General features: G+C 58.9%; 20 protein-coding genes and 2 tRNA genes. 14 read left to right on the top strand and 8 right to left on the bottom strand.

The window, feature by feature from the left end; all coding sequences use genetic code 11:
* A complete protein-coding gene (locus FHT77_RS22235; protein ID WP_183757011.1) occupies positions 1-1041 on the bottom strand; it encodes a cysteine synthase A in 1041 nt (346 codons plus the stop codon).
* A 233-nt stretch (positions 1042-1274) separates the two neighbouring features.
* On the opposite strand from FHT77_RS22235, the gene FHT77_RS22230 reads away from it, so the two are divergent.
* Positions 1275-1919, top strand: a complete 645-nt coding sequence (locus tag FHT77_RS22230; RefSeq protein WP_183757010.1) for a ChrR family anti-sigma-E factor — start codon at positions 1275-1277, stop codon at positions 1917-1919.
* Positions 1920-2018: 99 nt separating this feature from the next.
* Complete coding sequence (locus tag FHT77_RS22225) at positions 2019-2852, top strand: SDR family NAD(P)-dependent oxidoreductase (protein ID WP_183757009.1); 834 nt, start codon at positions 2019-2021, stop codon at positions 2850-2852.
* Between the two features lie 445 nt (positions 2853-3297).
* Here the strand turns inward: FHT77_RS22225 and FHT77_RS22220 are convergent, their stop codons facing one another.
* Both FHT77_RS22220 and FHT77_RS22215 read right to left on the bottom strand, forming a co-directional pair.
* The gene (locus tag FHT77_RS22220) at positions 3298-3627 is read right to left on the bottom strand and encodes a hypothetical protein (protein ID WP_183757008.1); all 330 of its coding nucleotides are present in this window, start codon (positions 3625-3627) and stop codon (positions 3298-3300) included.
* Positions 3628-3910: 283 nt separating this feature from the next.
* Positions 3911-3985 (bottom strand) — tRNA-Asn (locus FHT77_RS22215).
* A gap of 117 nt (positions 3986-4102) precedes the next feature.
* Here FHT77_RS22215 and FHT77_RS31525 point away from each other — a divergent pair.
* From FHT77_RS31525 to FHT77_RS22200, 3 genes are all read left to right on the top strand, one after another.
* Positions 4103-4393 (top strand): hypothetical protein, encoded by a 291-nt coding sequence (locus tag FHT77_RS31525; RefSeq protein WP_246720051.1) that lies wholly within the window; start codon positions 4103-4105, stop codon positions 4391-4393.
* 115 nt (positions 4394-4508) lie between these two features.
* Positions 4509-4955, top strand: coding sequence for a BA14K family protein (locus FHT77_RS22205; protein ID WP_183757006.1), 447 nt, complete (start codon positions 4509-4511; stop codon positions 4953-4955).
* Positions 4956-5078: 123 nt separating this feature from the next.
* A tRNA-Cys gene (locus FHT77_RS22200) sits at positions 5079-5152 on the top strand.
* Between the two features lie 148 nt (positions 5153-5300).
* Here FHT77_RS22200 and FHT77_RS22195 read toward each other — a convergent pair.
* Entirely contained in the window at positions 5301-5594 is a 294-nt protein-coding gene (locus FHT77_RS22195) for a hypothetical protein (RefSeq protein ID WP_183757005.1), read from the bottom strand.
* 626 nt (positions 5595-6220) lie between these two features.
* Between FHT77_RS22195 and FHT77_RS22190 the strand changes: the two genes are divergently transcribed.
* The gene (locus tag FHT77_RS22190) at positions 6221-6403 is read left to right on the top strand and encodes a hypothetical protein (protein WP_114712548.1); all 183 of its coding nucleotides are present in this window, start codon (positions 6221-6223) and stop codon (positions 6401-6403) included.
* 467 nt (positions 6404-6870) lie between these two features.
* Here FHT77_RS22190 and FHT77_RS22185 read toward each other — a convergent pair whose 3' ends face one another.
* Positions 6871-7071 carry a hypothetical protein gene (locus FHT77_RS22185; protein ID WP_183757035.1) on the bottom strand — a complete coding sequence of 67 codons (201 nt, stop codon included), beginning with the start codon at positions 7069-7071 and terminating at the stop codon, positions 6871-6873.
* Between the two features lie 101 nt (positions 7072-7172).
* Between FHT77_RS22185 and FHT77_RS22180 the strand changes: the two genes are divergently transcribed.
* The 4 genes from FHT77_RS22180 to FHT77_RS22165 all read left to right on the top strand — a co-directional run bounded on the left by FHT77_RS22180 (position 7173) and on the right by FHT77_RS22165 (position 13508).
* Complete coding sequence (locus FHT77_RS22180; protein WP_183757004.1) at positions 7173-7835, top strand: protein-L-isoaspartate O-methyltransferase family protein; 663 nt, start codon at positions 7173-7175, stop codon at positions 7833-7835.
* A gap of 209 nt (positions 7836-8044) precedes the next feature.
* On the top strand, positions 8045-8929 hold the full coding sequence (locus FHT77_RS22175; protein WP_183757003.1) for a DUF2497 domain-containing protein: 885 nt from the start codon (positions 8045-8047) through the stop codon (positions 8927-8929).
* Positions 8930-9047: 118 nt separating this feature from the next.
* On the top strand, positions 9048-11891 hold the full coding sequence (locus FHT77_RS22170) for a valine--tRNA ligase (RefSeq protein WP_183757002.1): 2844 nt from the start codon (positions 9048-9050) through the stop codon (positions 11889-11891).
* A 405-nt stretch (positions 11892-12296) separates the two neighbouring features.
* Positions 12297-13508: an OmpP1/FadL family transporter gene (locus FHT77_RS22165; RefSeq protein ID WP_183757001.1), complete on the top strand. Its 1212-nt coding sequence runs from the start codon at positions 12297-12299 to the stop codon at positions 13506-13508.
* A gap of 3 nt (positions 13509-13511) precedes the next feature.
* Here FHT77_RS22165 and FHT77_RS22160 read toward each other — a convergent pair whose 3' ends face one another.
* A complete protein-coding gene (locus FHT77_RS22160; RefSeq protein WP_246720049.1) occupies positions 13512-13952 on the bottom strand; it encodes a hypothetical protein in 441 nt (146 codons plus the stop codon).
* A 263-nt stretch (positions 13953-14215) separates the two neighbouring features.
* Here FHT77_RS22160 and exoR point away from each other — a divergent pair, with 263 nt between their 5' ends.
* The gene (gene exoR, locus FHT77_RS22155; RefSeq protein WP_183757000.1) at positions 14216-15019 is read left to right on the top strand and encodes an exopolysaccharide production regulator ExoR; all 804 of its coding nucleotides are present in this window, start codon (positions 14216-14218) and stop codon (positions 15017-15019) included.
* 59 nt (positions 15020-15078) lie between these two features.
* Here the strand turns inward: exoR and xth are convergent, their stop codons facing one another.
* Positions 15079-15870: an exodeoxyribonuclease III gene (xth, locus tag FHT77_RS22150; protein ID WP_183756999.1), complete on the bottom strand. Its 792-nt coding sequence runs from the start codon at positions 15868-15870 to the stop codon at positions 15079-15081.
* A 123-nt stretch (positions 15871-15993) separates the two neighbouring features.
* Positions 15994-16326, bottom strand: a complete 333-nt coding sequence (gene erpA / locus FHT77_RS22145; RefSeq protein ID WP_183756998.1) for an iron-sulfur cluster insertion protein ErpA — start codon at positions 16324-16326, stop codon at positions 15994-15996.
* A gap of 216 nt (positions 16327-16542) precedes the next feature.
* Here erpA and FHT77_RS22140 point away from each other — a divergent pair, with 216 nt between their 5' ends.
* The 3 genes from FHT77_RS22140 to FHT77_RS22130 all read left to right on the top strand — a co-directional run bounded on the left by FHT77_RS22140 (position 16543) and on the right by FHT77_RS22130 (position 22657).
* Positions 16543-17760, top strand: coding sequence for a deoxyguanosinetriphosphate triphosphohydrolase (locus FHT77_RS22140; protein ID WP_183756997.1), 1218 nt, complete (start codon positions 16543-16545; stop codon positions 17758-17760).
* Between the two features lie 65 nt (positions 17761-17825).
* The gene (gene argS / locus FHT77_RS22135; protein WP_183756996.1) at positions 17826-19583 is read left to right on the top strand and encodes an arginine--tRNA ligase; all 1758 of its coding nucleotides are present in this window, start codon (positions 17826-17828) and stop codon (positions 19581-19583) included.
* A gap of 59 nt (positions 19584-19642) precedes the next feature.
* Positions 19643-22657: an SPOR domain-containing protein gene (locus FHT77_RS22130; protein WP_183756995.1), complete on the top strand. Its 3015-nt coding sequence runs from the start codon at positions 19643-19645 to the stop codon at positions 22655-22657.
* The last annotated feature ends 82 nt before the right edge of the window (positions 22658-22739 follow it).

Genomic DNA, 22739 nt, shown 5'->3' with positions numbered 1-22739 from the left:
TCACGCTGCTGGTTCGTATGGGATTTGTATCTCTTGCGTCTTGGTGAGCCACGCCGGAATCGGAAGCCCCTTAGACGTCAGGAAGTCGGGATTGAAGAGCTTCGACTGATAGCGATTGCCGTAGTCGGCAAGGATCGTCACGATGGTATGGCTAGGACCGAGTTCCCTGGCAAGCCGAACGGCGCCGGCAATGTTGACCGCCGTCGATCCGCCGAGGCACAGTCCCTCGTGTTCGACGAGATCGAAGACGTAGGGCAGGGCCTCCGCATCCGAGATGCTGTAGGCGAAGTCGGGCGTAAAGCCTTCCAGATTCGCCGTGATCCGGCCCTGACCGATCCCTTCGGTGATCGATGAGCCAGCGGATTTTAGTTCGCCGTTCTTGTAGAATTCATAGAGCGCGGCACCGTCGGGATCGGCAAGGCCGATCTTGACGTCCTTGCTAAATGCCTTGAGGCCGGCCGCGACACCCGCAAGCGTCCCCCCCGAGCCAACAGAGCAGATGAAGCCATCGACCTTGCCGTTCGTGTCGTTCCAGATTTCGCGAGCCGTCGTTTCGATATGGGCCTGCCGATTGGCGACGTTGTCAAACTGGTTCGCCCAGATCGCGCCGTTCGGGTCCGTCTTGGCCAGTTGTTCGGCAAGCCTTCCGGACACCTTCACATAGTTGTTCGGGTTCCTGTAGGGAACCGCCGGGACCTCGACGAGTTCAGCGCCGAGCAACTTCAGCGCTTCCTTCTTTTCCTGACTCTGAGTCTCCGGGATAACGATGACGGTTCGGTAACCGAGCGCCTTTGCCACCACCGTCAAGCCGATGCCGGTGTTGCCGGCCGTTCCCTCGACGATAACGCCGCCCGGCTTCAGCAGACCCTTCTTCTCGGCGTCGCGAATAATGTAGAGCGCGGCGCGATCCTTCACCGACTGGCCGGGATTGAGAAATTCCGCTTTGCCGAGAATGGTGCAGCCGGTCGCTTCCGACGCACCCTTGAGCTTGATCAAGGGGGTGTTGCCGATTGCCTCTAAAACGGAGGGATGAACGGTCATGGACTCTGCCTCTTTTGAACGCTTAGTTTAGGAACGGTCTTTTCCCTTCACAAGGCTAGGTTGGCAAGAAATGCTATTCCATGCCTTTGAGCGCCGTGACAAAATTAGACTTTCCTTCGGGCTGGAGAAGTCGAGGTACAGCGGGTCGCCAGCGTCCTTGTGATCTGAAGGTTGACTTTCAACGTAGGGATTACGACAAAGCATCCCCAAAAACGGAAACCACCGAAGCCTTCATGGTTCACGAGCATATCGACACCGTCGATGCATTGATGGCGCATTATGTCGCCGGATCTCTTCCTGAGCCGGCACGCGTATTGGTGGAATCGCATCTCGAAATGAAGTCCGATCATCGCTGGCTGGTGAGAGATCTTGAATCGCTGAGCGGCGAGGCCCTGGAAGACATTTCGGAGGCTGCGATCAGCGAGCGCGACGCACGGCTCGCCGCTATCTTCGCCTCCGCGTCGCCTGCCGAGGATGTGCCGACCGATCTGCCGGCCTTCCGTGGGGGCTTCCCGAGAGCGATTCGTAATTTGGTCGGCTATGACGTCGATACGGTGCCGTGGAAGACGAAGCTGCCGGGCTTCAAGGAATACTCCATCGATATCGACGGCTGCGAGGCGAGTCTGATGTGGATCAGGCCGGGGAGGGCACTGCCCGCACACACACACAAGGGAACGGAACTCACCTTGATCTTGGACGGCGCGTTCAATGATGCACGCGGACGTTTCGGACCTGGCGATATCTCAATTGCCGACGAGAGCGTCGACCATCGGCCGATTGCCGAAAAGGAGCGTCCCTGTATCGCGTTCATCGTTCTTGACGCTCCTGTCAAGCTGACTGGGTCTTTCCGGCAGCTCATTGGTGACCTCATCGGCTGAAAGCAGCCACAATGGGGTGATAAAAGGGTTGAAACCGGGAGATGGCGAGGAGCTCCTGGACCTTTTTGACGTTCACAAGAACGGCCCGGAGGAGATGTCATGCAAGCTTTCGTTGCTCGTCCTGAACATGGAATAGCTTGGATATCAGGCGCGAGTTCTGGAATTGGGCGAGCGCTGGCACTGAAGCTTGCGGGAGATGGGTACAAGGTCGCGGTGACGGCTCGCGATCATGAAAAGCTTGCCGAGTTGCAGGCCGAGGCGTCAGACCTTTCCGGCAGCATTATTGTACTCGACGGTGACGTTACTAACGCCGAAGACATGGAGCATGTCCTTGCTTCAATCGAATACGAGCATGGCACGCTGGCGCTGGCCGTCTTCAATGCGGGCGTCAATCTGCCTGTGCATGCGGAGGAGTTGAAGCTCGTTGATTTCGAGAAGAGTTTCGCGGTCAACCTGCAAGGCGTTGTGAACTGCCTTATCCCCGCCGTACGACACATGAAAGCAAAGGGGCAGGGCCAAATCGCCATCGTTTCGTCCGTTTCGGGCTATGGCGGCCTGCCGACGAACGCCGCTTACGGCGCAACGAAAGCCGCCTTGATCAATATGGCGGAGAGCCTGAAGTTCGATCTCGACAAGATGGGTATCCGCATACAGCTCATCAATCCGGGTTTCGTCGACACCCCGGCAACGAAGGGGAGCGAATATCCCCTCCCGTCGTTAATCTCGGTAGATGAAGCCTCCGAGCAGATTTCGGCGGGTCTCAAGTCTCAGAGTTTCGAGGTTACCTTTCCGAAGCGCTTCAGCTACATGATGAAGCTCATCAATCTTCTGCCCTACGCTCTGTATTTCTGGCTCGTCAATCGCTTTACTGGCTGGCGCGAACGGCCGCTAAAAAAGCGCGAACGTCCGGCCGTGGCGCACCCTGCTGAGTGAGTTGAATCTAGAGGCAACGACGAGGCGGATGGCGGCCACACAGGAGGTCATCTGTCGGATCGGACGCCATCCGCTCTCGTCGACTCCGCGCAAAGACGACCGACCGGACGTCTATATTTTCAGCGCGGAAGCCTGCTTCACTTCAAAACTCGCAGAGCCCTTTGAAGCGCTCACCACCCCATGGGGCGCAGTCTAACCCGAAACGAAAGTCTCTGACCAGTGACAAATTTGAACCATCGCCCAGGCGGTCGGAAGCGCGCCGGGAGGAAGCGCTGGCCGCCAGGGTGCAGGCCGAAGACCCGTGAAGTGCCAGTGTTTTTGCTTGTTACGGAACAACGGCAGGCTTGGATCTGAAATCTCTCAGTCCTATGGGCGGAATTTTCCGCGCGCTCGCAAACGAAAGGGCCGGTCAAACCGGCCCTTTCGGAAAACAGGGTAGGTCAGATCAGTTGTCGTATTCGCGGCAGGCGTCGCTGATGGATGCACCGCTCTCGCCACCTCGCGTGTCCACTCCCGAATTTGCCTGTGGCATGCCCGGGCAGTCCATTGCCTTGGGCTGGGGCGTGATGCTCTGCGTCGTGGTCGGATCGACAGGCGCGACAGCGATCGGGTGAGTGCCGTTGTCGCTGCTTGTGTAATCGCCCGACTGGGTGCTGGAGCTGGGATTTGTCGAGCCGCCGTTCGTCGGACCGATTGGATCAGGATTGGATTGGGTAAACGCAGAGGTTGCCAGACCCGCGGCAAAAATTGCCGCCACTATCATCGGACTACGCATAGGAACTTCCTTTTTGTCGTCGTTTTTCGTCTGGGTGACATGGGCAAAACCCATCGGCCAAGCGTTGTTCCGAAATTTTTGTCCACTAAGGCGCGGATTTTTGTCAGTTGCCAAACCTTGGCGGGCGTTGCGTAGGAGGGAGTCGGGTGTCAGCATCACGCACCATTATTTCCCTTTGATGCGGCGCATCCGTCGATAAGATCCCGGGTGATCTCGGAAAAAGAAAAGAGCGGCTCGAAGCTCGAACCGCTCTTGTAAGAGTTCAGCAAATCGCTGAGAAAACTGGCTCCCCGGGCCGGATTCGAACCGGCGACCTGTCGATTAACAGTCGAATGCTCTACCGCTGAGCTACCAGGGATCACCGCTTGCGGCGGCGTGAGTGGCCTAATACAAATGCTTGCCCGATTTGCCAAGCGGTTTTTTCAAAAAAATGACATCCGCTTGTATTTGCTCTGTATAACCCCATCTCCAGTCGATGACTGAAACACATGATACCACGGGAAAAAGAACCACCAAGCGCTTTGGCATTGATCACACCACCGGTCGCCTCGTTCTGGGCTCCATAAGTATCCCGTTGCCGCAGTCGCGCATTGCCCGACTGACGATTGGGGTGCTGCTGATCTTTGGCGGCGTTCTGGGTTTTCTGCCGGTTCTCGGCTTCTGGATGCTGCCGCTCGGGTTCATCCTGCTGTCGCACGACCTTCATCTCGTACGCCGGATGCGGCGGCGTTTCTCGGTCTGGTGGACGAAGAGGCGTAAATCTTGAATCGATGAACGATGGCACTAGAGCCCGGCCTGCATCAAGGAACCTTGGACCGCGCCCTGCGTTATGGAAATAGGCGTAAGTGTCGTAAGCATACCGGAAATGAGAAGGTGCTGGAATGAAGAAACTTGCGGTATTGGTGTTGGCGATTGCGACAAGCCTGGCTGGCGTCGGTCCGTCTTTTGCAGAGAACTCCGGCGATGAGCATTCAGCTCAGAGCCGCGGTGGTTTCGGAGATTCCGGAGTGAGAAACAGCCGCAGCTTCGATCGCTGCAGCATCTATCGTTGTGGCGGTTACCGCCACGGTGGCTATGGAAATAGGTACTACGGAAACCGCTATCACGATGGCTATTACCGCCATCATGACAACGATGCTGGCGCACTGATCGGCGGACTTGCAGCCGGTGCAATCATCGGCGGTCTGATCGCGTCGCAGCCGCAGGCTGGACCGGTGGGTAATTCGCACGTCGATTGGTGTTACAGCCGCTACCGGTCTTACCGAGCATATGACAACACCTATCAGCCGTATTACGGTCCGCGACGGCAGTGCTATTCGCCTTACTAAAAGTGACTACTTAAACCGACGGTGTGCGATCCGAAATCCCGTCGGTTTTTCAACAACCCCCCTTGCACTCGATTTCTATTCATTCTAAATGCCCGCCAACGCTTCGGTGACGAAGCGTCGTGAGGCCTCGTGGCGGAGTGGTGACGCAGAGGACTGCAAATCCTTGTACCCCGGTTCAATTCCGGGCGAGGCCTCCAAAATTTCCCCACTGTTTCAAGGTAATAGAGCCGCTACGGGCGCGGACGCGAGTGAAAGCGTCTTGCCTTCAGGCGCGGCAAATTTCCTTCCATTTCATCATTTTTCAGCCCGCGAGGCGAATCTGCGACATGCGGTCGCCAAACCCCGCTATTGGTTCCTGTCCCAGGCAAAGAATGGTCGATAGTGCCGTTGGGCAATCAGCAGAGTTCGATCCGGTTGAATGATATAGATTTCCTCGACCGTGCGTCCCGTCTGATCCGTGAACGTATGCGGGAAAGAAGAGCCGATCGGCGCCTTCGTCAGCTTCGTTCGCGGCTGGCCGCCATAAGTGATACTGCCGGGAATAGGCGCGTAACCCTCCGATGGATATGAGCCCGAAACGGCCGTGCAACTCGCGACAAGCGCTGCCATCGCACCGATCGCTGCTATTGTCCGGATCATCCTGCGCCTCCTCATCGATGCAGTCCCACGAAGCGGCACTCGACTGCGTTCCGCCAGATCGTAGTGTAATGCCTCGGCCCCCTTCTCGCCAGCGGGATTGACGCCTCCCTCAGTTCGCCGCGACCCGATTCTGTCACATGATCTTTACTGGCTTCAACGGCGCAAGAATGCGGTTTGCAAGCGTGCAATTGTCCTCGCTTACTCCAATCGAAGTAGGACCTAGGTCCGTCTAGGATAACCGTTGCGAGGGCGCTATTGTTTCTCTTGCTGGTCTGCCACGGACGGTGGGCTTTGAGGGCATCGGACCCCCTCTATTGGCTCCATTCCGCCGCGGCGGCAGACAGGGCGGGGGTAGTTTTCAGTCCCGGCAAAGCTGGAGGGGGTCGCCGCAGTGGCCGACCCTCTCCGGGCGCCTCGTTTCACTATTCTAATGAGCTTGGGCGATATAGACGGGAGATCGCTCTCCTTCCGTCTATGGTGGCGAAGCCCGCTGGCGTTTCTTCCATTCCTATAGTGACAATCCATACGGCACTAGCGTTGGTGCATGTTTATCAAGGCAAATCACCGGATTGTCGAATTTTCGATAGGGCGCTATCTTTCATTGCGAGTTCTTAGGAGCACCTCCGATGCCGGCGACCCAAATGCCGCAACTGATCTTTGCCCTGAGCGTGGCGCGAGAAATGGCGGAGCGCGAACGACATGCGGAAATGCTTGTCATGCTGATCGACGAGGCTCTGAAGGAGGCAAAGGAAGAGGCTTTACGGCACGGCATTCTGGTCGACACGGAAGAAGAGACCAAGCTGCAATAGCTTTTCCGGGGGCGAGTGGCCCCGGCCGCGACCGTCTTAAGCCCCGGCCGGGTTGCCGATCTGGGAGGGGCTGGGGAGGCTCCAAGATCGGCACAGACACGCTACAGGTCTCGTCTGATGATCGAAACCGGTGCTTAAAGGTATGTTTCGTCCTTTGTTCTTGCTTAAAAAGAACCTCATCGCGAATGGCCGGGACCGGCCACCAAAGAGCTTGCCGGCTATCGCGGCACCGGCAAAGCTGGAGCCGTCGAGTTCAGTTGATCCGCTGCAACGACGGCATCGGGGACACACCGTTTGTCGCGACATTCGGGGCGCCGCCTCTCACAAAGGGAATGAGGAGTATGATCCCGAGCAGCGCACAAATGAAAAAGCTGCCCAGCAGAATTGGTCTAATTGCCATGTCCGGTCCGTCGAATCCCAAGGGACCGGCACTATCCGGCGAAAAACTGACAATAGCCTGAAGTCAGTCAACTCGTTTCACGATCGAAAAGCCCGCAGCAAAAGATGCCGACCAGTGTGATGATGATGAAGAAGTCGAACAACGAAAGATATTCGATGATGTTAGGCATTGCCTGCTCCTCCTCTATTCCTCCGGTTGCAATAATATCACAGGGCGCGCGTTTGTTCCATGAAGGATTGCGAAGAGCGCCAGCGGGCAGCGGCGCCATCCCGAATTCTTGTCATGCGCATTCGCGAAGCCTTGAAAGGCCAGTGTGCTGAGATTAAGAGACGTGCAGACAAAGCCGCTTCTATCGGGCGAGAGGACAACATGAATTTCGAATCAGCACGCGCAAACATGGTCGACAACCAGCTCCGCACGACGGACGTCACCTCGCATTCCGTGCTGACGGCGTTTCTCACCGTCCCGCGCGAGGCCTTTGTTCCCGAGAAGGCAAAGCCGCTTGCCTATATCGATCGGGATGTCGAAATCTGTCCTGCAGCGGCGGGCAAGCCCGCACGCTATCTCATGCAGCCGTCGCCGCTTGCAAAGCTGCTGCAGCTCGCCGCGGTTACCAAGGATGACGTCGTCCTCGAGATCGGCGCCGGTAGTGGCTACGTGTCGGCCCTCTTTTCACAGATTGCCGGCACGGTGGTCGCGGTGGAAGAGGACGAAACGCTGGCGGCGGAAGCCAAGACCAATCTTGCGAGCTACACAAACGTTTCGATCGTCGCCGGTTCATTCAATGCCGGTAATCCGTCGGGCGCTCCCTATGACCTGATCTTTATCAGCGGTTCGGTCGAGGAAGTTCCGTCCTCCTTGCTGTCGCAGCTCCGCGACGGCGGGCGTTTGGTCACTGTTCAAGGCTACGGCGGTTCGGCACGCGCCAAGGTCTTCGTGAGCGAGCGCGGCACAATTTCCGAAAACGTCTACTTCAACGCTTCGGTCAAGCCGCTTCCCGGTTTCGCCAAGGCGCGCGAATTTGTATTCTGAACCACGCCGCGATGATTGATTTTCGACGGGCGCCTCAGGCGCCCGTTTTGTTTCCCGCGATAGAATCTAACCGCGTCAGAAAAGCTGTGCATGGCATCATTCATTTGATTCGCGATGATTTTTTTCAATCCTCGGCTATCCTAAGCTCTGGGTGATTCGGATGCCCACTCCACGCAATCCGATCGTTTTTCGGAATAACGGGGATAGATATGGCTCAGCCAAGCGTAGCGCGTGAACCGTCCATGGAAGAGATACTGGCGTCGATCCGCCAGATCATCGAGAGCAATGACCCAGGTGCGGGCAGGGCGCTATCGGCATCGCTGCCGGCGGCTTACGGCGTTGATGAGGATGCTCGCGATTCGGACATCCATTTGACGGTGGACGAGGCCTACGCTGGCGTGGAATTCCCTGAAGCGGCTGCTCAGTCTGACCCACGCTTCGTTGCGGCCAATTCGGCAGGCTCGGCTCCCGTGCCGGAAGCGCAGCCGCGTGCCATGTCGCTGGCCGATGTCGCCGCGCGGGTCCGTGCGGCGTCGGAGCGCAACACTGCCCAGTTGCGCGACGTGCCGCCAGCCTTGCGGCAAGCCGAAGCAAGGAGCGCGGAACTGAGCATGGAAGCGCCGGAAGCTACTCGCGAGGCGCCCGGTTCTGCGCCAGTTGCTGCACACTCCGAGGCGGCCGTGACTGCTCCTATCTCGGCGCCGGCGCCGAAGGTCGTCGCGGTTCGTCCGCCCGTAGAAATCCCCTTCGAACTGCCTCCAGTGGCTATGGAGCCGTTACCGGCGGTGGCCCAGGTGCCCGAGGTATTCGTTCCCGCGGTCGTTGAACCGGCCGTGGAAGAAGCAATCCAGAGCCTCGCTGAGCAAGAGCAGCAGCCGGCATTGCTCTCGCACGACGCGGGACTCCAGATTGCCCGTTCCTTTGAAGAGTTGTCTGCCGCCATCGATGGCGCCGAGCGGCGTTCTCTCGATGAGATCGCCGAAGACATGCTGCGCCCGATGCTGCGCGAGTGGCTGGATGACAATCTGCCGACCCTGGTTGAGCGTCTCGTGCGTGAAGAGATCGAACGCGTGGCGCGTGGCCCGCGCCGCTGATCGGAAACGCCTTTTCCCAAAAAGCCGCTCCGGTCTCCGGGGCGGCTTTTTTATTGACTTGCCCGAAGCCATCCTATTTACAACCCGCATCAAAGAACCTCCAGATTTTGGTCCCCAAATGCTCGACAAGACCTACGATTCCGCTGCCGTTGAACCGAAAATCGCTGCGAAATGGGATGAGGCGGACGCCTTCCGCGCGGGCGCCAACGCCAAGCCGGGCGCCAAGTCCTTTACCATCGTGATCCCGCCGCCCAACGTGACGGGATCGCTGCACATGGGCCATGCGCTGAACAATACGCTGCAGGACATCATGGTCCGCTTCGAGCGCATGCGCGGCAAGGACGTGCTCTGGCAGCCGGGCATGGACCATGCCGGCATCGCCACCCAGATGGTTGTCGAGCGCAAGCTGATGGAACAGCAACTGCCGGGCCGCCGCGACATGGGGCGCGAAGCCTTCATCGACAAGGTTTGGGAATGGAAGGCGGAATCCGGCGGCCTTATCTTCAACCAGTTGAAGCGCCTCGGCGCCTCCTGTGATTGGTCCCGCGAGCGCTTCACCATGGATGAGGGGCTTTCGGCCGCCGTTCTTGAAGTCTTTGTAACGCTTTACAAGGAGGGCCTAATCTACCGCGACAAGCGTCTCGTCAACTGGGATCCGAAGCTCCTGACGGCGATCTCCGACATCGAGGTCGAGCAACACGAGGTCAACGGAAACCTCTGGTACTTCCGTTATCCGCTGGAGCCTGGTGTCACGTATCAGCACCCGATCGCCTTCGATGATGACGGTAAGGCGACAGAATGGGAAACCCGCGACTATATCGTCGTTGCGACCACTCGTCCGGAAACGATGCTCGGCGACACCGGCGTTGCGGTCAATCCGAAGGATGAGCGTTACCGGCCGCTTGTCGGCAAGCACGTCATCCTGCCGATCGTCGGTCGGCGTATTCCGATTGTCGCCGATGATTATCCGGATCCGACGGCCGGCACCGGCGCTGTCAAGATGACGCCGGCGCATGATTTTAACGACTTCGATGTCGGCAAGCGCACCGGTCTGCGTGTCGTCAACGTGCTCACCGGCGACGCGCGGATCACGCTCAAGGATAATGAGGATTTCCTGGAGGGCATTCCTGACGCCGCCGCACTGCATGGCGCCTGGGACGAACTCGAAGGCAAGGATCGCTTTGAGGCCCGCAAGATCATCGTCCGCATCTTCGAAGAGGGCGGTCTGCTCGACAAGGTCGAACCGCACAAGCACATGGTTCCCCACGGCGACCGTGGCGGTGTTCCGATCGAACCGCGCCTGACGGAGCAATGGTACGTCGACGCCAAGACGCTTGCAGCACCGGCGATCGCCTCGGTTCGCGAGGGTCGCACCAAGCTCGTTCCGCGCAGCTGGGACAAGACCTATTACGAGTGGATGGAAAACATCCAGCCGTGGTGCGTTTCCCGCCAGCTCTGGTGGGGCCATCAGATCCCGGCCTGGTACGGTCCGGATGGCCAGGTCTTCGTTGAAAAGACCGAAGAAGAAGCTCTGCAGGCGGCAATCCAGCACTATCTGTCGCACGAAGGCCCGATGAAGGCCTACGTCGAGGACCTGCTGGAGAATTTCAAGCCTGGCGAAATCTTGACGCGCGACGAAGACGTTCTCGACACCTGGTTCTCGTCTGCGCTGTGGCCATTCTCGACGCTCGGCTGGCCTGATAAGACGCCGGAGCTTGAGCGCTACTATCCGACCAACGTTCTGGTCACCGGCTTCGACATCATCTTCTTCTGGGTTGCCCGCATGATGATGATGGGCCTTCATTTCATGAAGGACGATGACGGCGTTCCGGTCGAGCCGTTCAATACCGTTTATGTCCACGCGCTGGTCCGCGATAAGAACGGCCAGAAGATGTCGAAGTCCAAGGGCAACGTCATCGATCCGCTGGAACTGATCGACGAATACGGTGCCGACGCGCTGCGCTTCACGCTCGCGATCATGGCAGCGCAGGGTCGTGACGTTAAGCTCGATCCGGCCCGCATCGCCGGCTACCGCAACTTCGGCACAAAGCTCTGGAACGCGACGCGCTTTGCTGAAATGAACGGTGCCAAGAGCGATCCGCACTTCGTGCCCGAAGCGGCCGAACTGACGATCAATCGCTGGATTCTGACGGAGCTTGCCCGTACGGAACGTGACGTCACGGAAGCCTTGGAGTCCTACCGTTTCAACGATGCGGCTGGCGCGCTCTACCGCTTCGTTTGGAACCAGGTCTGCGACTGGTATCTCGAACTGCTGAAGCCGGTCTTCAACGGTGCGGACGAAGGCGCCAAGAAGGAAGCGCAGGCTTGCGCCGCCTATATTCTGGAGGAGATCTACAAGCTCCTGCACCCCTTCATGCCTTTCATGACGGAAGAGCTCTGGGCGCACACCGCCGGCGAGGGTGTCGAGCGCGACACGCTGGTCTGCCATGCCGAATGGCCGGCGCCGTCCTATGCCGATGACGCCGCAGCCGATGAAATCAATTGGCTGATCGATCTGGTTTCCGGCATCCGCTCCGTTCGTGCGGAAATGAACGTGCCGCCGTCGGCTGTTGCGCCGCTGGTTGTCGTCGGCGCCAATAGCCTGACCCGCGAACGCCTTATCCGCCACGATGCTGCGATCAAGCGCCTTGCCCGCGTTGACGGCATCTCGCTGGCCGGTGAAGCGCCGAAGGGCGCTGCGCAGATCATTGTCGCCGAGGCGACGATCTGCTTGCCACTTGGCACGCTGATCGACCTGGCGGCCGAAAAAGCGCGCCTGGAGAAGGCAATCGCCAAGGCTGATGGAGAGATCGCGCGCATCAACGGCAAGCTCTCCAACGAGAAGTTCGTTGCCAACGCCAATCCTGATGTCGTCGCTGCTGAGCGCGATCGCCTGGACGAACTGCAAGGTCAGATTGCGAGCCTGCGGGTTGCACTGTCACGTGTATCCGAGGCGTCGTAAAATCAACGCTTGGTAGCAAGAATTTTCAGGGGCGCCCGACTTCGAATCGGGCGCCTTTTTCTTGGGGCGATCGGAGTCGCCGAACTTTGCTGCCCGGTTTGCCCAAAGTGCTAGCCGTAGGCGTTGATTCCACACGTTTTATCGGTGCGCACGGCGAAAAATATGACTGTTGTTTCCCTGTTACAGGATGGCGCTATCGTGGAATGGTCGACCCTAAGTGAGTAGGTATTTTTACTATCTTTAGAATTTCGTTCTAATTTGCGAAAATATTGACGTGCTCGTCAATCTGTTACGTAAAACTTCCGTTAGCCGCGTTTCCAATCGCGCCCGAACACAAAGTTGCCATTTATCGGCATCGCCTGCACAGTCCGGCCTCATTGCAATTGCCTGAGTGGGGGAGACACATTGGCATCTCGTATGACATCGGCCGGCGTTCTGTCGCTTGCCCTCTTTTCAACGCTGGCGCAGCCGTCCTTCGCGGGCGGCCTGGAGCGCGGCGGCTACAATATCGACCTGCTCTTCGATCAGTCGCGTTTTTCGTCACAGGCGGCCGTGATCTACGTCATGCCGCAGCGGGAGCTGGAGAATGTGAAGGATAACCCAGCGCGCCGTGGAAATCTCAATGGTCGGCCGCATTCGGCGGATGAGACAGAAAACTATGCCGTCCCCTATGTGGGGTTCAAGGGCGGTTACGAAGCGGTTGACTGCCTTTTAGACTATTCCGAACCGTTTGGTGTTCACACCAATCCAGGCGTGAACTGGGCTGGTGCAAACAGCAATGTCGAAACAAAGATCAACACAGAGAACTATGCGGCCACCTGCTCCTACAAGTTCGATGTGGGGCCTGGCCAACTGCGTTTCATCGGCGGCACATTCTATCAAAGCCTCGACGGCTTTCAGGAAAAGTTGGTGGCGGTTATCCCGCCTACCTTCGGTACGGGCGTCGGTCGTTTAGATTTGGCCGACGAGGCATGGGGATGGCGTGCCGGTGTCGCGTACGAAATCCCTGAGTACGCCATGCGCGCCAGCTTGGTATATAACAGCAGGGTGAAGTACGACGACCTGACGGGCACACTGGACCTTTCACAAGTCGCTGGCGGAGCAGTTATTCCCGTGAAGGGTTCGGCCGACGCGCCGGACTCCCTGGAGTTGAAGCTTCAGTCCGGTGTCGCCCCTGATTGGCTCGCTTTCGGGTCCGTGAAGTGGACGAATTGGAGTGTGCTGCAGTCGGTTCCTTTTTGTCCAACGAACGGACTGCCATGTCCAGCTGGCGGCATAACATCGCTCGATCTTGCTTATCGTGACGGTTGGACGGTGATGGGCGGTATTGGTCACAAGTTCGACGAACAGTGGACGGCTGCCCTTAGTCTCACATGGGATCGCGGCACAAGTGACGGCTATGGCTCGCAGACGGATACCTGGTTGGTAGGCGCTGGCGCGGCCTACAATCCGAATGAGCACGTTGAATGGCGTGTTGCCGGAAGCCTCGGCGTCATGACCAGCGGCGAGTCCGGAACGTTCACGAGGGACGGCGTCACCTACGGCAATGACGCCACCTATACCTTCGGCAATGATCTTGTCGCTGCCATCTCGACCAGCATCAAGGTGAAATTCTAAGTTTCAAAGACGAACCTCAGAAGAACCCGGCAAAGCTGCCGGGTTTTTCTTTATGTACGCCTCGTTAAGCATGCCCTTTTGGCGTCTCATTTTGTGACGATTCAGCAACAGTTTTTTACCAGCATTTGCGTAAGATGATCTCAGGGCGAAATTGTCCATTTCCCGCCACAAACTAGGCGCAGCGCTATAGTCGGGCGAGGAAATGACAGGCGTGAAGTGCGCGTAAAAGAGTACGATGAGCGAGTTTGCAGCGGGTGCAATAAGGATGGGTGAAGCGTACGGCAGAGATGCCGCGGCCAGCGCCATTTTCCTTTTCCCGCAAGGCGATTCCGCCCCGGAGTTTCGCTCTGACGTTGCGCTTTCGACCCTTTCTTTTCTTTCGTGGCCGAACCGATCGGCATCGTCGGAATCGGCTTCCGGTAACGACGATACAGGTTTGGTCACAATTGGTGATTACCTTTTTCTCGACGGCAGAACGGCACATGGCCGAGCCGCGGGAGTGAGGCAAATCGCATCGCGGGCGAGCCGTGCCGGACTATGGACGGAGAGTGTCGATGCGCTTGGAATTGAGGTCCTCGAGGGAGGGCTGAGGCTGGATGCGACGCGGGCAAAGGGGCCTTTGAGCTCACCGCGGGATCGCTCGCCGGGAGGAATGCATCCACGGATCGAAAGTCCGTCCGGATGGGAAGCGAAAGAAACCGAGTGAAATGCTGACGTCCGAGTTCAGACCTTTCAGACTAATGCTCATGGGCCTTTCCATTGCCTGTTGCGCGGCAATTGCATCGCCTGCAGGTGCATTCGACATCAAGTCGGGCGTTTCGAAGGAATCCGGCCCCTTCGATCTCTTCAAATTCGGTTTCAAGGCCTACAAGAACGGTCAGAAGGAAGAGGCAGTCGAAGCTTACAAATACGCGGCTGAAAAAGGTCATACAGGTTCGCGCTGGGCACTCGCCAACATGTATGCCGACGGCGATGGCGTCGCGCAGGACGACTTCGAGGCCTTCAAGATCTACAGCGAAATCGCGCAGCAGGGCGTCGAGCCGGGCTCGGAAGATACCGGCTTCTTCGTCAATGCGCTGCTCTCGCTCGCCAACTACTACAAGCATGGCATCCCCGGCAGTCCGGTGAAAATCGATCTCAACCAGGCGCGTCAACTCTACTTCCAGGTTGCGTCCACCTTTGGCGTGCCCGAGGCACAGTTCCAGCTGGCACAGATGATGTTGGCGGGTGAGGGTGGCAGCACGAGTGCGCAGCAGGCGAAAAAATGGCTCAACCAAGCCCGCAAGAGCGGCCATCCGGGCGCCATGTCCGTCTTTGGCAACATCCTCTTCCAGGAAGGGCAGGCGGCCAACGGGCTGGCGCTAATGACCGCCGCTCTCGACCGCTGCAAGCCGAAGGACTGTGGTTGGATGGAGGCTCTGCAGGAGCAGGCCTTTTCGGTCGCGACCGAAAGCGACCGCCGCTCGGCCGTCGCCCTTTCTCACAAGATTGCAGTCAACGGCTCCGACTAAGCCCGCGAACGGTTCTCGCCTACACCTTACGAGTGGAGGGATCGCGACGCGTTTTCGGCTCAAGCCGCGAAATCGAAATAGACCACAACAGGCACGTGGTCTGACGGCTTCTCCCAAGCCCGGACATGCTTTTCAATCGCCGCCGACGTCATTCGATCGGCAGCCTCCGGCGAAAGCAGCAGGTGGTCGATGCGAATGCCGTTGTTCTTCTGCCAGGCACCTGCCTGATAATCCCAGAACGAGTAGAGTTGAACGGCATCGGTTGTCGCGCGCACGGCATCCGTCAGTCCAAGGCCTTCGAGCCGACGAAAAGCCTGGCGCGTTTGCGGCAGGAACAGCGCGTCGTTTTCCCAAACCTTCGGATCGAAGCAGTCGTGCGGCTCCGGGATGACGTTGTAGTCGCCCGCGAGGATCAGGATTTCCTCGTAAGCCAGACGCTCCGCGGCGAAAGTCCGCAGCCGCTCCATCCAGGCGAGCTTGTAGGTATATTTCTCGGTTTCAACAGGATTGCCGTTCGGTAGGTAGAGGCAGCAGACACGCGCCACGCGGTTGCCCGGGAGGGAGAAGACGGCTTCCAGGAAGCGAGCTTGCTCGTCCAGCGGATCGCCCGGCAGGCCGCGACTTACTTCATCGGGCTTCGTCTTGGAGAGGATCGCGACGCCATTGAAGCCCTTTTGGCCATGTGTCTCTACATGATAGCCCATGGCCTCGATCTCGAGCCTCGGAAAACCCTCGTCGACCGTCTTGATCTCCTGCAGGCAGACGATATCGGGATCGGAGTCCTTTAGCCACTGAGTCAGGTTGTCGATGCGCGCCTTGACGCCGTTGATGTTCCAGGTCGCGATCTTCATGGAATGTCCTGTTCCGCTTCGTCGGCTCCCTTGTATCGCGCTCTTTCGATTGCGGACAAGACGAGAAACCGGTCGAAAGGGATTCTTTCGGCCGGTTCGATGTGGATACGCGGAGATACGGTACTAGATCGAGAAGCTTGTGCCGCAGCCGCAGCTGGCAACCGCGTTCGGGTTCTTGATCTGGAAGGACTGGCCGAGCAGGTTATCGACGAAGTCGATCTCGGATCCCGCCATGTAGACCAGTGACAAGCTGTCGATCAGCACCTTCGCGTCATTCTTTTCGACCACCACATCGTCGTCATGGGCGCCGTCCGCGAGGTCGAACTTGTAGGAAAAGCCTGAACAGCCGCCACCTTCCACGGAGACGCGCAAGGCGCTCTTGCCGGGCTCCGTGCCGACGATGGCCGCGATTCGTTTTGCCGCGGCTTCAGAAAGGGTTACATTTACGTCCGTCATGTTTGCTCCTGCCGGGGTCAAGATCCGGAGAGAATCGTTCTTAGCCGCCGGTTTCAAGCGACTGTTTTCAAAGCTACTTACGATTCATACCACAGAAGCGCAAGTTTGGCTAAGGCGGCCGAGAAAGCATCGCTTTGCCGTTTATGTGCTCTATAGGTATGAAGAGCGCAAGGCAGCGTCAATGGGCGAGCTGCTGCATATCGGTAACGGTGACGAATGACGATCGACAGGCAAGCATTGGGTTACGGCAACGGTGACAGGGCGGCGTATGCGGCTGATCCCTGGGCGACGCGCGGCAGGCTCTACCCCGAAGACCTGAGCCCAACCCGTTCGGATTTTCAGCGCGACCGCGACCGCATCGTTCATACGACGGCATTTCGTCGGCTGAAGCACAAGACCCAGGTCTTCATCGCTCAGGACGGTGACCACTACCGTACACGGCTGACGCACACGATTGAGGTCGCGCAGGTGGCCCGCGCTCTTGCCAGGGCCCTGAAGCTGGATGAGGACCTCGCCGAGGGAGTGGCGCTCGTCCATGATTTCGGCCACACGCCGTTCGGCCATACGGGCGAGGACGCGCTGCATGAGGCGCTGTTGCCCTACGGCGGCTTCGATCACAACGCCCAGTCGCTGCGTATCGTCACCAAGCTGGAGCGCCGCTATGCCGATTTCGACGGCATCAACCTGACCTGGGAAAGCCTGGAAGGTCTCGTCAAACATAACGGCCCGCTTCTGACCAAAGACGGCGCCGGCACGCGTGGGCCGGTTCCGCAGCCCATCCTGGATTACTGCGAGATTCACGACCTGGAACTGGACACCTATGCAAGCCTCGAGGCGCAGGTGGCCGCAATCGCCGACGACATCGCCTACAACACGCATGACATCGATGACGGGCTTCGGTCCGGCTATTTGACCTTCGAGATGCTGGAGGAGATCCCGTTTTTGGCCGCTCTAATGGCCGAGGTGCGGGAACGCTATCCGAACCTCGAGCCTAGCCGCTTTACCCACGAGATCATGCGCCGCCAGATCACGCGCATGGTCGAAGACGTCATTTCCGTTGCCCAACAGGGCCTTGCGGAAATCAAGCCGAAGAGCGCAACGGATATTCGCGAAGCAGGTCGCGTCATTGCAACCTTCTCCGAAGAAATGTCCGAGACCGACCGGCAGATCAAGGCGATGCTTTTTAAACGCATCTACCGGCATCCCGAGATCATGCGTATTCGCGCCGGCGCGGCGCAGATTGTCACCGATCTCTTCGGAGCCTATATGGCCAACCCGAAGGAGATGCAGAGCCACTATTGGGTGGATCATATTGCGGGCCTTGCAGAAGCGGCGAGGGCGCGCCATGTCGGCGACTATCTGGCGGGGATGACCGACACTTACGCGATCAGTGCCCACAGGCGATTGTTTGACCACACTCCGGATTTGCGATAGGCAGCGGTCGCCCGGCTGGGACCGGACAAATGCCTTGTGGCAAAGCCTATGCATGGAAGAGTGCGATGAACCTTTTTACCGATTTCGACGCCCGGATTAAAACCGCCCTTGAACAGATCGATCTGGTCAAGGAGAAGCGATCTGAGGTGGATTTCGGCCGCATCGCGATCGAACCGCCACGCGACCCAAGCCACGGTGATGTTGCGACCAATGCCGCCATGGTGCTGGCAAAGCCGCTTGGGACCAATCCGCGCGCCCTGGCCGAGATGATCACGGAGAAGCTGAAGGAAGACGCCGACGTCGCTGATGTCTCGGTCGCAGGCCCAGGCTTCATCAATATCAGGCTTTCCGTTGGCTACTGGCAGCGCCTGCTCGCCTCAATGATCGAGGCCGGTACCGACTACGGCCGCTCCATGATCGGCGCCGGCAAACGCGTCAACGTCGAGTATGTCTCCGCAAATCCGACCGGGCCCATGCACGTCGGCCACTGCCGCGGCGCTGTCGTCGGCGACGCGCTGGCCAACTTGCTTTCCTTCGCCGGCTTCGACGTCGTCAAGGAATACTACATCAACGATGCGGGCTCGCAGATCGACGTGCTGGCGCGCTCCGTGTTCCTGCGTTACCGCGAAGCACTCGGCGAGAAGATCGGAGAGATTCCGCCCGGACTTTATCCGGGCGACTATCTCGTTCCGGTCGGCCAGTCCCTGGCCCGTGACTATGGTGTGAAGCTGCACAATATGCCGGAAGACCAGTGGATGCCGCTGGTGAAGGATCGCACCATCGATGCGATGATGGCGATGATCCGCGAGGATCTCGATGCATTGAACGTGCATCACGACGTGTTCTTCTCGGAGCGCACACTGCATGCGAACGGCGCGGCTGCGATCCGCACGGCTATCAACGACCTGACCTTCAAGGGCCATGTCTACAAGGGTACGCTGCCGCCGCCAAAGGGCCAGTTGCCCGAGGATTGGGAAGACCGCGAGCAGACGCTGTTCCGCTCCACGGAGGTCGGTGACGATATGGATCGGCCGCTGATCAAGTCGGACGGCTCCTACACCTATTTTGCTGCCGACGTCGCCTACTTCAAGAACAAGTTCGATCGTAATTTCAACGAGATGATCTATGTTCTCGGCGCCGATCATGGCGGCTACGTCAAGCGTCTGGAGGCGGTCGCTCGGGGCGTTTCCGAAGGTAAGGCGAAGCTGACGGTTCTTCTCTGCCAGCTCGTGAAACTGTTCCGCAATGGCGAGCCCGTGAAGATGTCGAAGCGCTCGGGCGACTTCGTGACGCTGCGCGAAGTTGTCGAGGAAGTCGGCCGCGATTCGGTGCGCTTCATGATGCTTTATCGCAAGAGTTCGGAGCCGTTGGACTTCGATTTCGCGAAGGTAACGGAGCAGTCGAAGGACAATCCGGTTTTCTACGTGCAGTATGCGCATGCGCGCTGCATGTCTGTTTTTCGGCAGGCAAAGGAGGCGTTTCCTGACCTCGACGTCAGCCCCGCCGACCTTGCGAAGGCGGTTGCAGGAATCTCGGATCCCGCTGAATTGCAGCTGGTTGCGAAGGCGGCCGAGTTTCCACGCTTGGTCGAGTCTGCGGCGCAGTCTCAGGAGCCTCACCGCGTCGTATTTTACCTCTACGATCTGGCAAGTTCTTTCCATGCGCACTGGAATAAAGGTAAGGATCAAGTAGACTTACGATTTATTAACGATAAGAACCGAGAATCGAGTATAGCCAGATTAGGGCTGGTGTACGCCGTTGCGTCGGTTTTGAAGTCGGGACTTGCCATTGCGGGTACCGCTGCGCCGGATGAGATGCGGTAGCGTCACCATTTACCCACAATGCTCTGGCATAAACCTTAGCAAGTGCGAGTGGGATGAGTATGGCAGACAAACAGCGGGCGTATGACACGCGTAAGAATACGGACCTCTTTGCTGACGATGATCCTTTGGCGGAACTTGCCCGCATCGTTGGTTTCGAGCCACGGGTAGCGGCGAATACTGTTGAGGATGCGCCCCGACAGGAGCCAGCTTTCAATCTCGAAGATGAGTTGTTGCGCGAGTTCGATCGCTACGAGGAGCCTCAGTCTGCTGCTTCGTTTGATCGTTTGCCTGAGCCCGTATTCGAGCAACCGGCTGCGCATGAAGCCCCAATTGGCGAAGCTGAAGTCGCGCCGGCTGCCGAGGCTGAGCCCGACTTCGTCGTCGAGCCTGAAGTTGCCATCGAGCCGGTGGTTTCTCAACAGCAGGAAGTGGCATCCAACCTTACGCCTGCCGCTTGGGCGTCGAACGCCGTCCGTGACGGTGAGCCGGTATCTGGTGGGGCCCGTGATCTGATCGAAGAACTCGAGATGTCGATCGGTACTGCGCCGGTCCCACCGACGGCGCCTGCCAAGGCTCCCCAGTGGTCTGCCGCCAGCATCCGGCTTCCGATCGCCAATTTCCATCCGGCACGCCGCGACGAGCTCTCAGTTCCGGCAGTTGTTCCTGTTGCTGCGCCTGTCGTCCAGCGGGACATTTCCGTGCCTGAGTCGACTGCCGCTGCTTCCGAACACGTCGCTGTCTTTGAGGCGCCCGCTGCCGCAGGCTTCCCCGCCGAAATCGATCGGCATGAAGAGCCTGAGGTTCTTCACGAAGAACTTGAGGTGTTTCAAGACTCGCCCGTGGTCGACCCTCTCATCGATCACAGCGCCTTCGATCTGGCCGCTGCCGCGAAGGATGGTGACGTTCAGGCCGATGCGGCGCTGACGGAAGCCCTGCCAACGGAGATCGACGATATCAATTTCGATATCGACGATCTCCTTGCCGATGTTTCGCACTACCCTGTTCCCGAGCGTCAGGCCGCGCCTGCAGCCGATGCTGCGGAGCTATCGCGCGCTGCAGAACCGGTTCGTGTCGCAGCGCCCATCGTTGCCCCGATGCCGAAGCCGGTCGAGCAACCGTTGGCCGTTCCCTCCGCCAAAGCCGAACCGGAGGGCGATGATCCTTTCGCTGGCCACGACTTCGAACTCGATCTTGAAGGCATCGAGCTCGAGCTGGCGGACTTTGACTTTGCCGAGCCTGCAAAGCCGCAACCGCAGCCACAGGCGATTGAACCGGCGAGAGTGCAGACCCCTGAGCTAGCCACAGTGAAGACGCCGCATGTCGAGGCAGCTAGACCGGTCGCGCCAATGCCCGTCTTCCAGGCGGCGCAGCCCGCTGCGGCCGTCGCTGGTCCGATCCGCCAAGCACCGGTGGAGATGGCGCCCGCCACCAACACGACCGCTACGCCTGCGTTCTCAGCAGATGCTGGAGACGACCTTCCATTCGATCCGTCGATGATTTCGGATGCCGAATATCATCCGGAAGCGGTCGAAGAAATGCATGTGCCGGTGCTGCCGCCGGTTGAGCAGCCGGAACTTGTCGTAACGACCTCCGACTTCGATTTCGACGTCGACGCCGAAATCGCTAATCTGCTTGCTCCTGCAAGGCCAGCGGAAACGCCCGCGAAGCCAGTTGTCGAGGAATGGCGGACCCGAGCTCCGATCTCCGTTGCGCCAACCGCAGCACCAGCCGCGCCTATCGCCAAACAAGCTCCGTTGCAAAACTTGGACGAGTTCGAACGTGCTCTGGAAGAAGATTTCCGTCGCAGCGTCAACGAGCCGGTACAGCGCCGCGAAAATGTTTCTCAGGTTCAGATCCAGTCGGCAAGCGAAGCCGAGGACATGAGCCGGGCACGCTCCATGAAGCGGATGCTGGCTGCAGCTGCAGCGATTGTCGTCTTCGGCGGCGTTGCCTATGCAGGCTACACCTTCCTGGCCGGCAACGGCCGGCTCGGCATCGCCTCCGGCGAACCGCGCGTAATTACCGCTGACAAGGACCCTGTGAAGGTTGTTCCCGAAAATCCGGGTGGCAAGACCGTGCCGAACCAGGACAAGGCTGTTTACGACAGCGTTGGCGGCGCGGCTGCAGAAGAGCCGAAGCAGAAGGCCTTGGTATCAAGCAACGAGCAGCCGGTGGACGTTGTCCAGCGCACCCTGACGCCAGAAACGCTGCCGGAGGACAATGACAGCGACGTCGCGACACCGCCCATGGCGACGCCGGTTGGCGACACTCAGGATCCGCGCCTGCTGCCGAGCCAGGATACGGCCGTTGCCGTCGAGGCTGACAGCGCGAACCAGGCGCCGTCTGTTTCCGCCCGTAAGGTCCGCACGATGATCGTCCGTCCGGACGGTACTCTGGTGGCCCGCGACGAGCCGGCACCCCAAGCCGCACCGACGCTGCCCAAGGCAACGCCAGTTCAGACGCAGAAGATCACGGCTGGCGCCAAGCCTGCCGGTGGCACAGCTGCGAATTTCCCGGCATCCGCGCAGGTCGCTTCCGCTGATATACGCTCCACCCCGGTTGAAGAAACCAAGCCGACGCCGGCTCAGGCTCCTCCGGAAAGTGCTTTGGCCAAGGCCGCCGCGGCCACTCCCGCGAACGTCGAGCCGCCGGTCCGGGCGGTGAAGAGTGCACCAGTCGACGCCGCTCCGGCTCCGGCAGCTCGTCCAGTCGAAACCGAACAGACGAAGGCTGCGGCCGCGGAGGCGCCTGCTGCGCCGGCAGCACCAAAGCCGAAGGAAGTTGCCGCTGTTTCGCCTGCTGCGACGCAAGTTCAGCCGACAGCGGCGGCTGGCGGTTACGGGGTTCAGATCGCATCGCTTCCTTCCGAAGAAGAGGCGAAGAAATCCTACGCGAGCCTTTCGAAGAAGTTTGCGGGCGTGCTCAGTGGCCGCAGCTACGAGATCCGCAAGGCGGAGATCGCAGGCAAGGGAACTTTCTACCGCGTTCGTATTCCGGCCGGCTCGAAGGATGAAGCCGCGGCGATTTGCGAAAAGTACCGTGCTGCAGGCGGCAGCTGCCTCATCTCGAAGTAAGATTTCGCAGGCATTCAATCGAAGCGGCGGGCCATTGGTCCGCCGTTTTTTTGTGAATGCCGGTTGACGCCGCTCGTATTTC

The sequence above is a fragment of the Rhizobium sp. BK181 genome, assembly GCF_014193305.1.
In the GTDB taxonomy this organism is placed as follows: Bacteria; Pseudomonadota; Alphaproteobacteria; order Rhizobiales; family Rhizobiaceae; genus Rhizobium.
Note: the sequence above shows the minus strand (reverse complement) of the source record. Positions and strands in the feature narration are given on the sequence as shown.

Bases quoted from the DNA above. Each gene is read 5' to 3' on its own strand.
- FHT77_RS22170 (WP_183757002.1), top strand. From the start codon at position 9,048: ATGCTCGACAAGACCTACGATTCCGCTGCCGTTGAACCGAAAATCGCT.
- FHT77_RS22205 (WP_183757006.1), top strand. From the start codon at position 4,509: ATGAAGAAACTTGCGGTATTGGTGTTGGCGATTGCGACAAGCCTGGCT.
- FHT77_RS22220 (WP_183757008.1), bottom strand. From the start codon at position 3,627: ATGCGTAGTCCGATGATAGTGGCGGCAATTTTTGCCGCGGGTCTGGCA.
- FHT77_RS22180 (WP_183757004.1), top strand. From the start codon at position 7,173: ATGAATTTCGAATCAGCACGCGCAAACATGGTCGACAACCAGCTCCGC.
- FHT77_RS31525 (WP_246720051.1), top strand. From the start codon at position 4,103: ATGACTGAAACACATGATACCACGGGAAAAAGAACCACCAAGCGCTTT.
- FHT77_RS22140 (WP_183756997.1), top strand. From the start codon at position 16,543: ATGACGATCGACAGGCAAGCATTGGGTTACGGCAACGGTGACAGGGCG.
- FHT77_RS22185 (WP_183757035.1), bottom strand. From the start codon at position 7,071: ATGGCGCCGCTGCCCGCTGGCGCTCTTCGCAATCCTTCATGGAACAAA.
- FHT77_RS22175 (WP_183757003.1), top strand. From the start codon at position 8,045: ATGGCTCAGCCAAGCGTAGCGCGTGAACCGTCCATGGAAGAGATACTG.
- FHT77_RS22130 (WP_183756995.1), top strand. From the start codon at position 19,643: ATGGCAGACAAACAGCGGGCGTATGACACGCGTAAGAATACGGACCTC.
- FHT77_RS22195 (WP_183757005.1), bottom strand. From the start codon at position 5,594: ATGATCCGGACAATAGCAGCGATCGGTGCGATGGCAGCGCTTGTCGCG.
- FHT77_RS22225 (WP_183757009.1), top strand. From the start codon at position 2,019: ATGCAAGCTTTCGTTGCTCGTCCTGAACATGGAATAGCTTGGATATCA.
- argS (WP_183756996.1), top strand. From the start codon at position 17,826: ATGAACCTTTTTACCGATTTCGACGCCCGGATTAAAACCGCCCTTGAA.
- xth (WP_183756999.1), bottom strand. From the start codon at position 15,870: ATGAAGATCGCGACCTGGAACATCAACGGCGTCAAGGCGCGCATCGAC.
- exoR (WP_183757000.1), top strand. From the start codon at position 14,216: ATGCTGACGTCCGAGTTCAGACCTTTCAGACTAATGCTCATGGGCCTT.
- FHT77_RS22235 (WP_183757011.1), bottom strand. From the start codon at position 1,041: ATGACCGTTCATCCCTCCGTTTTAGAGGCAATCGGCAACACCCCCTTG.
- FHT77_RS22190 (WP_114712548.1), top strand. From the start codon at position 6,221: ATGCCGGCGACCCAAATGCCGCAACTGATCTTTGCCCTGAGCGTGGCG.
- FHT77_RS22230 (WP_183757010.1), top strand. From the start codon at position 1,275: ATGGTTCACGAGCATATCGACACCGTCGATGCATTGATGGCGCATTAT.
- erpA (WP_183756998.1), bottom strand. From the start codon at position 16,326: ATGACGGACGTAAATGTAACCCTTTCTGAAGCCGCGGCAAAACGAATC.